The following is a 15,301-nucleotide window of genomic DNA, read 5'->3' on the forward strand; positions in this document are numbered from 1 at the left end:
CAGGGCTTTGTGGAGGTTTTTAAATGAATAAGCAAATAAAATATCTTTTGGGGGTTTTGGTTTTTCTGCTGATTGCAGCTTATTTTTTAAGTCTGTTAAGCGGTTTACCCCAATATTTCAAAGATGATATTATTGCTTTTCTGGAAGAAAGGTTTTCAGGCGAAATTTCTTTCAGCTCTGTCTCTTTATGGCCTCTAAACAGGCTCAGGCTGGAATCATTTTCTTTTGCAGATCAAAATGGCAATCTTTTTAGAATAGAGCAGCTTAATCTTGACTATAATTTTGACTTTAGTGACTTTGATAATTTGATTAAAATTTCATTTTTAGAGGCAGAAAATGCAGAAATAATTCTGGTAGGAGATTTTTTGGATGCTGAGGTCAAAAATCAGGATGCTGATTTAAATACTCAAAACTCAGAGACTGTAGGATTTAATCTTTCTAGTTTTGATTTACCTAACTTTTTAGGTGATATTAATGTAAATGTTGTTAATTCAAATTTAACTATTAAAAATCAAAATTATAATTTTGAGCTTTCCAATTTAAATCTTGGGGCTGCAGTTCAGAGTTCTAAAGATTATGTTTTAAATCTGTCAACATCTGTTGTAGCAGACCAAATAAATTATAATAACTTTAATTTAAGCAGTTTTGATACAGAAGAGCTTGAACTCCAGCTGCAGCGAAAAGGTGAAAGTGCTGATCTATATTTTAAAATTAATAATTTAGCAGCTGCACCACTGGTCAATCTACTGGAGCAAAAAAACTATAATTTTGAAGGTTTAAGTCTTGACTTAAACACCTTAAAGGGAATTTTTTCTGCAAAAGGTGAAATTAAATTTGGCGAAAATGAGATTTTAGATTATAAATCAGAAATTGATTTTTCCGAATTAGAAATGACCGCCTTTTATCAGCAGCAAAACCAAAGTGAAAACTTTAATTTAAACTTTAGTGATTTAAATCTAATTTTATCTGGTCCCGAATTTAATCTGGCAGCAGTTGACAATCAGTTTTTGCTTGATGATAATTTGATCGATTTTTCTTTCAAATTGGACCAGAATTATCAGTACCAGTTAGAATTAGCAGCCAATAACTTTAATTATAATTATGATTTGTTAGAGCCAGAGCTAAGTTCAGGGATCATAACCTTTGCTTTAAAAGCAGAAGGTAGTCAGCAGCAGCTTAAAAAAGCTCATTTGGAAATTACAGCTGAAGATGTAGTAAATAAATATGCCCGGCTTCAGAACTCACAGTTGACTGTTAAACTGGTTGACCAGGAAATATTTGTTGAAAAAGCTGAACTGGAGTTAGAAAACAATTCCAGGCTTAATCTGCAGGCAAGTTATAACATGCAGGATGGTAATTATCTTTTGAGTGCAGAAGCTGCTGAAATGAAAATTTCTGATAATCTTATTACTCTTTTAGAAGAATATAATTTGACTGATGATTATTTAAATCAGCTGCGGAAAATAGAGGATGACAGTCTTGACTTTATTTTAGATATTGCTGGACGCTATAATCGTGATCGCGGGGTTTCTGCTGCTGGTGATCTAGACTTTGACTTTAGCTTTGCCGAAGAAGAAAGTGAAGTTCAGCTGGAAAGTAATTTTTGGTACACAGATCAGAGGCTATTTTTTGATTCTCTAAAATTAGTTAGCGATTTTGCTTATCTTGACCTACTCGGAGAAATTGATTTTGCAGCAGAGAACTTTGACCTTCGATATGCTGCTAAAAATATTGAGCCGGCTTTTTTGAATCAGCTTTTTGATTTAAATCTTAACTACTTAACTGAAATTAACCCAACAATTAATTATTTAGAAGGTCGTTTGGCTGATAGTTTCAGCAATCCCTCCCTAACATTAGATTTAGAAATGGATGAGCTGGGATATCAAAACTATGTTCTAAAAGATATTAAAGTGAGGGCTGATTATGCAGATGACAATCTGGAGTTAGCTGAAGCAAGAGCCTCAGTTAATCAGGCACTGCTGCGGGCAAAAGGCGAGATCACTGATCTCAGAGAAGCAGCAGTAGTAGATTTGAATATCAGAAGTGAGAACTTATATTTTCAGGATATTGCAGCATCAGTAGGAACTGAGCTTCCGCTAACAGGACAGCTGCAGTTAAATGCTGATTTAAGTGGTCCGCTTAGAGATTATGATCTTGATTTTAGTATCAATACCTCAAATCCTGTATTTAATTTTGCTGATAGGGAGTTTGAACTTTCAAACTTAAGCAGTAATATTAAAAAGGAGAATGGAGATTTTGTAGTAGAAAGTTTTTCTTTTGAACATCAAAATTTGAGTTTTAGAGCTGACGGCATTTATAATCTGTCAGCGGGTTTTGATTTAAACTATCAATTATCAGGTTTGGAAGTTCAGAGTTATTTAAATGATTATCCGGGTCTAGCTGAGAAAGTATCTGGTAGTTTAAGTTTAAATGGAGCTTTAACTGGTACTTTAGAAGCATTAAACCTTAATTTTAATTTAAATTCTGAAGCCTTATATTTTGAAGGTTTTGAACTGGACATTCAGGAAAATGATTTTGAATACAGCTTTCAGACTGATCAGCTTGAGATTAATCAATTTAACTTTGGTTTTGCATCAGGTAGTTATAAGTTGAGCGGACGAGCATTTGATTTGACTAAAGTGCCTCAATCACAGCTCAAGTTTGAACTGCTTGAAGTGCCAACTGAAGAATTTTTTCAAAAATATTTAGCCCTATCTCCTTTTGCGCAGGAAGTAATTTTAAGGGGAGAAAGTCAGATTGAAACAGCTGGCAGTGATTATAACATCCTCTTAGATATTTCAGGCTATTTAGGGCAGTCAGAACAGAACAGTTTTAACTTAAATGGAGAAATTGGAAGAGAACTGGCTTTAAAATTCAGTGGTTCTGGCCTCCCACTTGCTGTTTCAACTGATCAGTATGGTTTTAATTTAGATTTGAAATCAGAGCTTGATCTTAGTGGAAATATTAGCGGTGGTTTGATGACACCAATTTTGAATTTAAACCATACTCTATCTAATATCGAAATTAATGAGACTATTATAGAATCAATAACAGGTAATATTTTAGTTGAAAACCGTAGAAGATTTTCTGCCTCTGAAACTGTTAACTTTAGAGAGGGTGGAAATCTCAATTTGGATGGAAGCTATTCCTTAACTGATCAGCAGCTGAGCTTAACTTCTAATCTGCAGTCACTACCTCTTGCCTTTATTTTATCTTTCTTTGGTGATCAGGTTGCAGGCAATGGTTATGTAAATGGTAATTTGAGGGCTGAGGGGAATTTGGATTCTCTGCAGTTTAGTGGAGGCTTAGCTGCTCAGGGTGAGACCCTTGAAGTTGGAGTCTGGGCTCCGATAGAGAACTTTGAAGCTGAGATCACCTTTCAAAATGAGAGAGCTCTGGTGCAAAATGCAGCCGGTCAGTTCGTAGACGGCAGCTTTGAAATTGGAGGTGCCTTTAATTTACTGGATCAAGATAATTTCTGGGATTTAAACCTAAGTGGTCAGAATTTATACTTTGACTATGGATCTTTAACCGGAAATTTTGACAGTGAGCTGAGCTTCAGCGGTCCCCTTCTGGATCCGCTTTTGGCAGGAGAACTTCAGTTATTTAACTTTATAGTTGGTATTCCTTTTGAATGGCCTGCTGGAGGGGAAAGTGGAGCAGATTCTGAGGGAGTGAATGCTGAAGACGTTGAAACTGAAGCTGATGATGCTTTTATCCCTCGGATTGACCTGGATCTGATTCCAGAAAATAATGTTCGGGTCAAAAATCCTAATATGGATATTTTAGTTCAAAATGGTGATTTAAATCTTGACTTCAACCACCGCCGTGAGAATCAGCTGATGATGGAAGGCAGACTCAGAAGTAGTGAAGGTAGATTTAATTACTATAATTCTCGCTTTGCTTTAAACAGTGCAGAAATCACATTTACACCAGTTGATGAGGGAGATATACCTAATCTGCTGGTCAATGCGACTACTTATGCTGGTGGTAGAGAGATTAATATAATTCTTAATGGACCGGCAAATAATATGAGGATTAGCTTTAGCTCGAATCCGGAAATGACAGAAGAAGAAATTCTAAACCTGCTTTCAAGCAGAGGTGCCTTGGGTTCGGCGATAATTGGCGGTGAAAACATTGGGATTCAGCAGATAATTTTACAGGAACTGATTAGGATTGTCAGCGGATTTCTGCAGGAAGATTTGATTTCCGGTATTGAGTCAGACTTTAGAACAGTTTTATCATTGGATAGAATAGAAATCGACACCCTGCAGTATGGTACAGAACGAGAAGTTGCAATTTATCTCGGTAAAAATCTCAGCAAACGCTTTTATCTTGAGTATGCAGCATTCTTTGGTGAAGAAGAGAGAAATAACGAGATATCTTTTCAATATAGATTGAATGAGATTACTACCTTAAAAGGAAGTTATTTCGGTGAAGATGAATATCAGATAACTTTAGAAAATGAAATTGAATTTTAGGAGGAAAAACATGAGGAAGAAGTTGTTTTTAACCACAATAATTGTTTTAGCTGCTTTATTAGTATTTTCAGGTATAACTGCAGCCCAGAATATTCCTATTGATGAGGTAACTAAAATTACTGTTAACGGCAACCAGTATGTTAGTGATTTTGAGATTTTAAATGCTGTCACAACTGAGGTTGGAGATCAAACTGACCAGGAATCTTTAAGAGCAGATATGCAGTCTGTTTTTGAGCTTGGATATTTTTCAGATGTAAATATTGTTTTCGAAAACTATCAGGGTGGGCTCAATGTGATTTTCGAAGTCGTAGAAAACCCTGTTTTAGAAGAAATTAAAATAACCGGTAATGAACCTATTTACAGTCGAGATAAAATTATGGAGATTTTAGATCTTGATCTAGGTACTGTTTTAAATGTTAAAAAAATGAATGAAAACCTTAAAACTCTGCAGGAAAAAATGCAGGATGACGGCTATATATTAGCAAGGTTTAAAGATGTTAATATTTCTGATGAAGGAGTCTTAACAGTAGATGTTAGCCCGGGCTATTTAGCAGCTGTAGAAATCAACGGCAACACTAAAACTGATGATGATGTCATTTTAAGGGAAATGCCGATTACTGCCGGTGATGTTGTTAATATCAATAAAATTCAGAGAGGTTTTCAAAATTTAAGCCGCTTGGGTTATTTTGTTAACCTTAACCCAGCTTTAGAGCGGGCAGATGCAGAAGAAAACACAGCAAATTTGGTTATTAATCTGGAAGAAGGAAAAACAGGCAATTTAAAATTTGGTGGAGGATACAGTTCCAGTGATGGCTGGATAGGTTTTGTAGATGTCAGCGAGAAGAATCTTTTTGGTAATGGTCAGAATATTGGGGTTAAATGGCAGTTTGGTGATACAACAACATATTCACTTAACTTTTATGAACCTTATCTCTGGGATAGTGATTTTTCCTTTGGTTTTAGTGTCTATGACCGTGAAACAGATAGGACCACTTCTGAAGGTTTCGATTACATTAAAAAGAGTAAGGGTGGCAGTATCAGCCTTGGTCATCCACTGCCTAAAGAGTGGAGAACTTCTTTAAGGTATAGAATTGAAGATACCGAAGAAATTTGGGATGAAGACGTTACTATTGATAATACACTGTATGAAGAAGGTTTTACGTTTAATGATAATGAACTGCGCTCAATGACACTTTCTTTCAACCGAGACACTTCAAACAATAGATTCCACCCTACCTCAGGCTCGATAAACAATGTTAGTGTTGAGCATGCGGGTGACTTTTTAGGTGGAAACATGGATTTCACTAAAGTACAGTGGGATACCAGGAGGTATTTCCCTGGATTTAGCGACCATGCCTGGGCACTGAGAATGAAAATTGGTTTAAGTGAGCCGCGAACTGATTCCGGTGGTCTGGAAAATGAAGAATATGATCTAGGTGGCTCAGACAGTTTGCGTGGTTATGAACGTAATGATTTTGATTATGAAGGTAAAGATAACAATAATCTCTTATTGTTTAATGTAGAATACAGAATACCGTTTAATGATAGTTTTACCGGAGTTTTATTTACAGATGCTGGTAGTGTCTGGGAAGATCGAGACAGTATCGCTCTTGATGATCTATATTTAGGTTATGGATTAGGAGTGCGGATGAATACACCAGTTGGACAGCTGAGGCTTGACTATGGTTGGAATGAAGATTCTGATGGTCAGCTGCACTTCAGTATTGGAAATACATTTTAAATAAAATATTAATTAACTGATTTAACTTTGCAAAAATCAATGCAGCAGAGCAGTAATCAATCCAGCAGTTCGATAAAATAATTTTTGGAGGCAGATAGTAATGGAATGGAGCAACCGCAAGTTTCAGTTGGCAGTAATTCTGCTGCTGCTTGCTATTTTAACATCAGTTTTTCTTTTAAACTTTTTAAATCAAGATCAAACTGTTGACCGTGTGGCTTATGTAAATCTGGAAAGGGTTTTTGCGGAACATCCTGCTAAAACAGCGGCTGAAAAAAAGCTTAATCAAAAGGCCGCAGAATACCAGCAGCAGCTTGAGCAAGAAGGGGAAGAACTATCTGGAACTGAACAAAAAGAACTCCTGCAGTCATATCAAAAGGAGCTTGAAAATTTAGAGGCAGAGTTATTAACTTCAGTTTTAAAAGAAGTGGAAACAATCATTATTGAAACAGCTGCAGCCAAAAAAGTTAAGTTTGTCCTGGAAGAAGAGGATGTGCTTTACGGCGGTTATAATTTAACTGATGATGTATTGGCTGAACTAAAAGCTAAATGGTAAAAACAAAAATCTAAATCTGAAAGGGGGAGGCTTAATGCTGGATGAAAAAGATTATCATTTAATTGCACTTAAATTTTTAACTGCTATTTTGATGGCCCTGTTCTTTGCCTTCCTCCTTGTCTTTGTTTTTACACCAGAGACCAAAGATACTTATCCGGTTTATAGTTTTGAAAGGGAAAATATAGCTGATTCAAAACAGGTTAATCTTTTTTCGGAGCAGGAAAGTGCCGAATTGGCTTTGGATCTTTCGAAAAAAGAAAATTTTGAAGCCGAACTTAAAAATAGAAGCTTTCAAATTATGGAAGCAGCTAAAGCAGCAGTTTTGACTGTTTTGACAAGCAACCATTTAGATCGAGTCAATGGTTTAAAGGAAGAAGAAGAGCTGCTTTTAACTGAGCTTAAAATGCGTTTGAATAATGAAAGCGAAGAACTGCTGCAGCAAAAAAGAGAAGAATTAGAATCTGAACTTTCAGCTAAGCTGCAGACTGTTAGAAGAGAGATCAGGGAAAAATATTCTGATTACAGTCAGCAGGAAATTAGAGATAACTATTTGAAAATAATTAACTTGCGGATTGCAGTTGAAGTTCTGGCTCGTGATGAAAGTGAAAAAGAAAAATACGAGGCTGAGCTGGAGCAGGTTCAGCAAGAGCAGGAACAGCTGCTGGCAGAAAAAAATAGTGTTTTAAGTGAAGACATTTCTGCTGAAACCAGAATCCTGATTATGGATTTTAACCGCAAATATTCAGAATATAGACAGCAGCTTGAAAATCGACATCAGGAATTAATTGCAGACAGGGAAGCTGAGATTGAAGAAAAACTGGCAGCTGCTAGACAGGAAATAAAGACAGAACTCAGCTCGAAAAGAAAAGTAAAAGCAGAGGCTATGGATCAGTTAATAGTTGAAAGCAAAGAATATTATTAAGGGGTTAAATAAATGGATTATTTTCGAAAAGCAGCAGCAATTTTTATTGTAATTATTTCAATCACCCTGCCTTTTTACCTGGAAACTGAATCAGAGGTAGGTGTAGTAGAGCTTGAGGCGTTGACTGCGGAAAGCGAATATCTCAGTCAAATAGCCGCTCAGGATATAAAAAAAGAGGCAGTTGAGTCTGAGATGATGGACGTGATTAAAGAATCAGCAGCAGAATATGCAGCAGAAAATAATTACAGCAGTGTGGTTACAAAACATCTTATTTATAAAGGTGGAAATAACATAACTAGCGAGTTAGCCCAAAAAATTGATGCTGAAAATTAATTTTTATTTAAAAATGGGGAGGACATATTACATTGATAGCAGAAAACGTAAAAGAAAATAAATATAAAATATCTAAATTAGCAGAAATGACAGGCTCTGAGGTCAAAGGGAATCGAGAACTTGTTGTAGATAATGCACGTGGAGTTGCTGAAAGTATTAACACCTCTGTCACATTTGCTGATCAAAAAGAATACTTAAGAGAAGCTTTAAAATCTAAAGCTGCAGTAATTGTCAGCAGTTATAAAATCTGTGATGAAGTTGAATCTGATTTAAAAGCTAATAAAACATTTTTGTTAACAGACCATCCACGCCGAGTTTATGCGAAGATTGCTGATATTTTAACACCTCGACCTTATGAAAGTGCAGAAATATCTGAAAGAGCAGTAATTGATCCAAGCTGTGAGCTTGGCCGAGATCTTTCTATTCACCCGGGAGTTGTAATTGCAGAAAATGTTAAAATCGGTGATAATAGTATTATTGCCCCAGGAGTAATTATAGGACCGGATGTTGAAATTGGAGAAAATTGTCTGCTCCATCCAGGAGTAATAATAGAAAGAGATACTATTATTAAAAATCATGTTATTATCCAATCCGGTGCTGTAATTGGTTCTGACGGTTTTGGTTTTGCTACAGATGAGAGTGGACATCATAAAATTCCACAGCAGGGAAATGTAATTATCGAATCAGAAGTAGAAATTGGTGCTAATGTAACCATTGACAGAGGTGCAAGCGGCCCGACAATTATCAAAATGGGAACAAAACTTGATAATTTAATTCAGATCGGTCATAATGTTGAAGTAGGAGAAGAGTCTTTACTTGTTGCTCAATCTGGAATTGCAGGCAGCACTAAATTAGGCCGTCGAGTTACCTTAGGTGGTCAGGCGGGAGTTGTCGGACATATAAATCTGGCTGATAATACTATTGCCGCTGCTAGAGCAATGGTTACTTCCAGAACGAATAAGGGAGACTTTATTTCTGGAGCGCCAGCTCAAATTCACCGTGAGGCTCTAAAAGAACAGGCTTATTTAAGACGCCTGCCCAAATATATTGAGCGGATTAAAGAACTGGAAAAAAGACTTTCTGAATTAGAAAAATAAATAATTCTTGAATTCTACTGCCAGGAAATATATAATAGACTATTGAAAGGCATTAGAAAGAAAGGATGACGGATTTGTATATAGAAAAGGAAGCACAGCAGACTTTAAAAAAAGAAATTGTTATTCAGGGGATTTCCTTACATTCCGGTAAGGATGCAGAAATTAGACTAAAACCTGCAGCTGCAGATACTGGTATAGTATTTTACCGTGCAGATTTAGATAAAAAAATTAAAATAAGCGCTGAACCAGCTTCAGTTGTTAACTTAATTAGAAATACTACAATTGGAAGTCAAAAAATTAAAGAAGCTAAAATAAGTACTATAGAACATCTTATGGCCGCAATCTGGGGCAGTGGTATTGATAATTTAGAAATTGCAGTATCAGGCCCGGAAATACCGGTTATTGATGGCAGTGCATTTCCATATTATCAGGAAATGATAAAAAGCGGCTTAATCAAACAGAAAGCTAAAAGAAAAGTCTATCAAATTGAAGAAACAATTTTTGCTAGAGAAGAAGATTCTTATATAGCTATCCTGCCTTATGATGGGTTTAAAATTTCATATACTTTAGATTATGATCATCCTGTTATTGGCAGCAGTTACTTTGAATTTGATGCTGCAAAAATGGATTTTGCCGAAGAAATATCTAAAGCCAGAACCTTTGGTTTTGCTTCTGAAGTGGAAAAGCTGCACGAGCAGGGGTTGGCCCTGGGCGGAAGTCTTGATAACGCAGTTTTAGTAGAAGAAACTAAAACGGTTAATCCACTTAGATTTGAAAATGAATTTGTAAGGCATAAGATTTTGGATGTTGTTGGAGACATGTTTTTAAATGGTAGAATCAGAGGCCATATTATGGCTGTTAAATCAGGCCACAGGCTTCATGTGAGATTAGCAGAGAAAATTAGAGAAAAAATGCTTGAGGAGGAAAATTAATTTGAGTGAGGTAAACGAAATAATTGATATTAGTGTAATAAGATCGATACTCCCACATCGCTATCCCTTATTATTAGTTGATAAAATTGAGGAAATTAAGAAGAAGGAATCAATTGTTGGAATTAAGAATGTAACTATTAATGAGGAGTTTTTTCTGGGACATTATCCAGAACACCCAATTATGCCGGGCGTTTTAATAGTAGAGGCTATGGCTCAAGTGTCAGGTATTTTAATTTATTATAGCTCTGAAGATATGGAAGGTAAGCTTCCTATTTTTACAAGTATAGATAAGGCAAAATTCAGAACACCTGTTAAACCAGGTGATCAGTTAAAAATAAAGGTTGAAATAGTAAGATTGCGCAAAAAGATTGCCAAAGTTCGTGGTGAAGCTTATGTGGGCGATGATCTTGCTGCAGAAGCTGAAATGATGTTTACTTTTGAGAAAATATAGTTTGGAAAATTAGGAAGGGGAATGATAGTCTTGGCAGCAGAAAAAAAGGGAAAAGTTCTCCATATGAGCAGCATTCATGAAACAGCGATTGTTGCTCCTGGAGCAAAAATAGGGAAAAATGTAGAAATTGGACCCTATGCTATTATCGGGGAAAATGTTGAAATAGGAGAAGGAACAGTAGTTGGCCCACATGTTGTAATTAAAGGCTGGACTACTATTGGTAAGAATAATGAAATATTCCATGGGGCATCGATAGGTTTTGAGCCTCAGGATTTAAAATTTGAAGGAGAAAAAAGCTATCTCTTTATTGGAGATAATAATACAATAAGAGAAAATGTAACAATTCACCGGGGGACCGCTGACGGCGGTGGGGAGACAAGAATTGGTAATGATAATTTAATTATGGCCTACTGTCATGTAGCACATGACTGTCAACTTGGCAGCCACATCGTGATGTCCAATGCGACAAATTTAGCAGGCCATGTAGCAATTGAAGACCATACAGTTATTGCAGGTATGGTTGGAGTTCATCAATTTGTCCGCATCGGTAAAATGAGTATGGTTGGTGCTCACTCTAAGGTAGTAAAAGATGTACCTCCATATATTTTAGTGGACGGCCATCCAGCTGGAGTCAATGGAATTAATGTAGTTGGCTTGAGAAGAAATGGCGTGACTCCGGAGAAAAGAAGAGAAATAAAAAAAGCCTATAAAACACTTTATAGATCTAAATTAAATATTGATGAAGCAATCGAAAAGATGGATCAGGAACTGGATGCCAGTGAAGAAATCGAGCATTTTCTTCGCTTTCTGCGTAATGCCAGCCGCGGAATTTGTCGGTAGGTGAAAATAAATGACTAAAAAAGCTTTAATTGCAGGCTGGGGTGATCTACCCCGCCTCTGGGCCGAAAGAGCTCAGGCTGCAGGAGAAGACTTTATAATTTTAAAAATAGCAGAAGAAATTACAGCCGATTTCTCTGATCTGGCTGTAGAAGAGTATACTGTTAATTTAAGCCAATTTGCTGAAATTCTTAAGATTATAGAATCAAATAATATTGAAGAGGTCATCTGGTTGGGCAAGATTCAGAAGGCTCATTTATTCAATAATTTTAATCCTGATCAGGTTTTAGCTCAGATCTTAGCTGAACTGCCTGATTATAGTGATGATACAATTTTATTAGCACTTGCAGAAGAGTTTATCAAAAGAGGAATCACACTTTTGCCTCAGACTTATCTGCTTGAAGATCACTTAGCACCTGCTGGTCTTTTAGCTGGTAATCCTGATCAGCAGCTGAAAAAAGATCTGGAATTTGCTTTTACGACTGCCTATAACTTAGGTCGTTTTGATATTGGTCAAACCGCTCTGGTTAAAGAGGGAGCTGTAATGGCTTTAGAAGCAATTGAAGGAACTGATCAGGCGATTAAAAGAGCTGCCAGGTATGGTGGCCCGGGTGTTGTAATGGCCAAGTGCAGTAAAAAGGAGCAGGATATTCGTTTTGACCTACCGACTGTTGGCTTAAAAACCCTGGATAATTTAATTGAAGCAGAGGCTAAAGCCTTAATTATTGAGGCAAATAAAACATTCATTTTAAATAAGGAAGAGTTCTGTCAAAAAGCAGCTGCCAATGGTTTGGTTGTTGCGGCAGCAGAATTCAACGAAGGAGAACTGATTCTACCTTGCTGAAAATAATGGTTTCTGCAGGAGAAATATCTGGCGATATGCATGCTGCTGCAGTGCTGAAAAAAGTAAAAGCAAAATACCCTGAAACCGAAATTTTCGGGATGGGCTCTACAGCCTTAAAAGAAATGGGAGCTGAGATCTTAATTGATCCAACGGAGATTAGTACAATTGGTTATATGGAGGCTCTTAAGAATTTAAGACAGCATTTTAAGCATTTGTCAAAGATGAAGGAACTGCTTAGGGAGAGAAAGCCGGATTTAGTGTTTTTAGTAGACTATTCTGCTTTTAATATGAAACTAGCAAAAGCCTGCAGTCAGGCTGGAGTTAAAGCTGTTAATTATTTTCCTCCTTCTGCCTGGGTTTATAATAAGAAGAGAGCAGCAAAGATGGCTTCTTATAATACTAAGATTGCTGCAGTTTTTCCGATGGAAAAAGAAGTTTACGAAGAAGCAGGTGCAGATGTAACTTTTGTCGGCCATCCACTTTTAGATATGGTCACTGTTGAGGCTGATCAAAAAGAGCTTAAAAAAGAATTTGAGCTTTCTGAATCAGAGAAACTTATAGGTCTTTTTCCTGGCAGCCGCCGCGGAGAGATAGAATCATTGTTACCTGAGATGTTGGAAGCAGCTTCTGAACTAAAAAAAGAAAAAAATAATCTAAAATTTTTAGTTTCAGCTGCAGATGGGATTAAAAAGGAATATCTACAGTCTTTTGTTGATCAGAGTTCAATTGAAGCTGAGATAGTAGGAGAGAGTAATTACAAAATTATGAAGGCATCAGAATTTATAATTACAGCTTCCGGGACTACTGCACTTGAAGCTGCAATTCTAAATACACCACAGATTATCTGTTATCAGGCTGCCTGGACTTCTTACTTTTTAGCTAAATATATTTTTAAGATTGAATTTGTTGGTCTGCCTAATATTATTTACGGCAGTCAGGTTGTTCCAGAACTGCTGCAGAATGATTTTGAAGCAGAAAAGATTGTAGAAATTGCTTTAGAGTGGCTGAACGATCAAAATAAATTAAATAAAATAAAAAATAAGCTGCAGACCGTTAGAGAAAAACTTGGCGGTGGTGGTGCAGTAAATAGAACAGCAGAATTACTGCTAAAAGAAGGAGGGCTAAAAAATAGTGGATAGAAAAAGTATTTTTTTAGCGCTCTTTATTTTTATAATTATAGCACTGGCTTTTTATTTCACTCTGGATGAAGTTGGTTTTGTTCCTGAAGAAACTCCAACAGCAGATAATTCTGCCGAAGAAGAATTAGAAGATGTTAACTTTACAATCTATAATGATTCAGAAAACCAGGAACTGAAGCTAATTAGTGAGCGGGTGGATAATTTTAAAAGTGCACAGCGGCTGGAACTTAAGCCAATCAAGGTAGAAGTTTATTCTACCCAAAGTGGTGAGCTGCTTTATACTTTAACCGGTGATTTTGGTACTTATTTTACCGGACGTAAGTTTTTAGAAATTCGAAATAATGTGGTTTTAGATAGTGAAGAATATCATATTCTGGCAGATGAGATGGATTATGACATGCAGCAGAACTATCTTGAGGGTAGAGGAGCGGTTAAGATTACAGGCAGTGAATTCAAATCAACTGCTGATATTTTTAACTCTGACCTTAATTTAAAAGACCTTGAGTTGTCCAAAAGAGAAAGCTCGCAAAGAGCCCAAATAGTTTTTGATGAGCTGCAGGAGGACGCTAAAACAGAGGAGTCTAAAGATGAATAAAAAAATTTTTCTAATTTTATTAATAATATTTTTAATAGTACCTGCAGGAGCAGAAGCAGCCAGAGAACTAAATGGTGACCAGCTGGATCTGCAGCAGACTGAAGCCGGTCAGGTAATTATTGCCGAAGGTAATGTGGAGCTGATCTATGATGAGCTTCGGATTACAGCAGAAGATGAGGCGATTTACCGACGCTATAATGGTGAAATTGAATTCAGAAATAATGTGGAGTTCTTTTACCAGGACTACGAGGGTAAGTCAGTCGAATTAACAGGTAACTTAGAGCAGGAAATTATTAACTTAATTGGTGAGGCTCAGATTACAGGTCCCACATCTTATATTGAAGCTGACAGGATTGATATTTATCAGGCTGAAAATAGAATAGAAGTCCGAGGGAATGTTTATTTAGAATACCAGGATTTTTGGGCTGAGGCTGATCAGCTGATATATTATACTGAACGAGAGTTTATGAACCTTGAAGGAAATGTTAAAGGTGAAAGAAACGGTGAAAGTTTTGCTGCTGAGGCTGCAGATATAAACCAGAAGACTGAGGAAGTCAGGCTGCAGGGACAGGCAAAAGTTATCCTGCCGCGAGAAGAGGAATCAGAAAGTTCTTCTGAGGAGAATTCGGAGGCAGCAGAGAATGACAATTAGAGCAGAGGCTTTAATCAAAGAATATAATAAAGAAAGAGTAGTTAACGAAGTTGATCTGCAGGTAGAAAGAGGCGAAATTGTTGGACTTTTAGGCCCCAATGGTGCTGGTAAAACAACAACTTTCTATATGATTCTGGGCTTAATTAATCCAGATGGAGGCAAAATTTACTTTGACAAGCATAATATTTCTAGCCTTCCGGTTTACAAAAGAGCCCGGCTTGGGATTGGCTATTTACCCCAGGAAGCTTCTATTTTCCGCAAATTAACAGTTGGCGAAAATCTAAAGGCGATTTTAGAATATAGAGATTTAAGTGACCAGGAAATGGAAACAATTATTAGTGAACTTTTAGCAGAATTTCATATAGATAATTTAAGAAACCGGAAAGGATTTCAGCTTTCAGGTGGAGAGCGAAGAAGGGTAGAAATTGCCAGAGCCCTGGCAGCTGATCCCGCTTTTATTTTACTTGATGAGCCCTTTGCCGGGGTTGATCCAATTGCGGTTAATGATATTCAGGAGATTATTAAATACTTAAAAAATCGGGGTTTGGGAGTTTTAATAACTGACCACAGTGTTCGCGAAACCCTGTCGATTACAGATAGAGCCTATATTATGCATGAAGGCAAGATACTTTTATCGGGAACTGCAGATGAAATAGCAGATAATGAGCTGGCCCGTAAATTCTATCTGGGCGATAAATTTAAAATTTAGTGAGGTGCATCTTTT

General features: G+C 36.7%; 14 protein-coding genes. All 14 read left to right on the forward strand.

The annotated features are described in order from the left end of the window. The first annotated feature begins 23 nt into the window (after positions 1-23). The gene (locus ACZ446_RS00905; RefSeq protein ID WP_464393289.1) at positions 24-4,481 is read left to right on the forward strand and encodes a translocation/assembly module TamB domain-containing protein; all 4,458 of its coding nucleotides are present in this window, start codon (positions 24-26) and stop codon (positions 4,479-4,481) included. A 10-nt stretch (positions 4,482-4,491) separates the two neighbouring features. Beyond that, positions 4,492-6,222, forward strand: coding sequence for a BamA/OMP85 family outer membrane protein (locus ACZ446_RS00910; protein WP_464393290.1), 1,731 nt, complete (start codon positions 4,492-4,494; stop codon positions 6,220-6,222). A 100-nt stretch (positions 6,223-6,322) separates the two neighbouring features. Further along, positions 6,323-6,775, forward strand: a complete 453-nt coding sequence (locus ACZ446_RS00915) for an OmpH family outer membrane protein (RefSeq protein WP_464393291.1) — start codon at positions 6,323-6,325, stop codon at positions 6,773-6,775. Positions 6,776-6,809: 34 nt separating this feature from the next. After that, positions 6,810-7,697: a hypothetical protein gene (locus ACZ446_RS00920; protein ID WP_464393292.1), complete on the forward strand. Its 888-nt coding sequence runs from the start codon at positions 6,810-6,812 to the stop codon at positions 7,695-7,697. Positions 7,698-7,709: 12 nt separating this feature from the next. After that, on the forward strand, positions 7,710-8,030 hold the full coding sequence (locus ACZ446_RS00925; RefSeq protein ID WP_464393293.1) for a hypothetical protein: 321 nt from the start codon (positions 7,710-7,712) through the stop codon (positions 8,028-8,030). Positions 8,031-8,062: 32 nt separating this feature from the next. Beyond that, on the forward strand, positions 8,063-9,127 hold the full coding sequence (gene lpxD / locus ACZ446_RS00930; RefSeq protein WP_464393294.1) for a UDP-3-O-(3-hydroxymyristoyl)glucosamine N-acyltransferase: 1,065 nt from the start codon (positions 8,063-8,065) through the stop codon (positions 9,125-9,127). A gap of 65 nt (positions 9,128-9,192) precedes the next feature. Further along, on the forward strand, positions 9,193-10,059 hold the full coding sequence (gene lpxC / locus ACZ446_RS00935; protein ID WP_464393295.1) for a UDP-3-O-acyl-N-acetylglucosamine deacetylase: 867 nt from the start codon (positions 9,193-9,195) through the stop codon (positions 10,057-10,059). 1 nt (position 10,060) lies between these two features. Continuing rightward, positions 10,061-10,510, forward strand: a complete 450-nt coding sequence (gene fabZ, locus ACZ446_RS00940; RefSeq protein WP_464393296.1) for a 3-hydroxyacyl-ACP dehydratase FabZ — start codon at positions 10,061-10,063, stop codon at positions 10,508-10,510. A 21-nt stretch (positions 10,511-10,531) separates the two neighbouring features. After that, on the forward strand, positions 10,532-11,350 hold the full coding sequence (gene lpxA, locus ACZ446_RS00945) for an acyl-ACP--UDP-N-acetylglucosamine O-acyltransferase (RefSeq protein ID WP_464393297.1): 819 nt from the start codon (positions 10,532-10,534) through the stop codon (positions 11,348-11,350). 10 nt (positions 11,351-11,360) lie between these two features. Further along, the gene (locus tag ACZ446_RS00950) at positions 11,361-12,191 is read left to right on the forward strand and encodes an LpxI family protein (protein ID WP_464393298.1); all 831 of its coding nucleotides are present in this window, start codon (positions 11,361-11,363) and stop codon (positions 12,189-12,191) included. Then, a complete protein-coding gene (gene lpxB / locus ACZ446_RS00955; RefSeq protein ID WP_464393299.1) occupies positions 12,185-13,330 on the forward strand; it encodes a lipid-A-disaccharide synthase in 1,146 nt (381 codons plus the stop codon). The genes ACZ446_RS00950 and lpxB overlap by 7 nt, the downstream gene beginning before the upstream one ends. Further along, positions 13,323-13,925 carry an LPS export ABC transporter periplasmic protein LptC gene (gene lptC / locus ACZ446_RS00960; RefSeq protein WP_464393300.1) on the forward strand — a complete coding sequence of 201 codons (603 nt, stop codon included), beginning with the start codon at positions 13,323-13,325 and terminating at the stop codon, positions 13,923-13,925. The genes lpxB and lptC overlap by 8 nt, the downstream gene beginning before the upstream one ends. Continuing rightward, positions 13,918-14,577, forward strand: coding sequence for an LptA/OstA family protein (locus ACZ446_RS00965; protein ID WP_464393301.1), 660 nt, complete (start codon positions 13,918-13,920; stop codon positions 14,575-14,577). The genes lptC and ACZ446_RS00965 overlap by 8 nt, the downstream gene beginning before the upstream one ends. Next, a complete protein-coding gene (gene lptB, locus ACZ446_RS00970) occupies positions 14,567-15,286 on the forward strand; it encodes an LPS export ABC transporter ATP-binding protein (RefSeq protein ID WP_464393302.1) in 720 nt (239 codons plus the stop codon). The genes ACZ446_RS00965 and lptB overlap by 11 nt, the downstream gene beginning before the upstream one ends. Positions 15,287-15,301 lie beyond the last annotated feature (15 nt).

It is taken from the genome of Halanaerobium sehlinense (genome assembly GCF_055379485.1).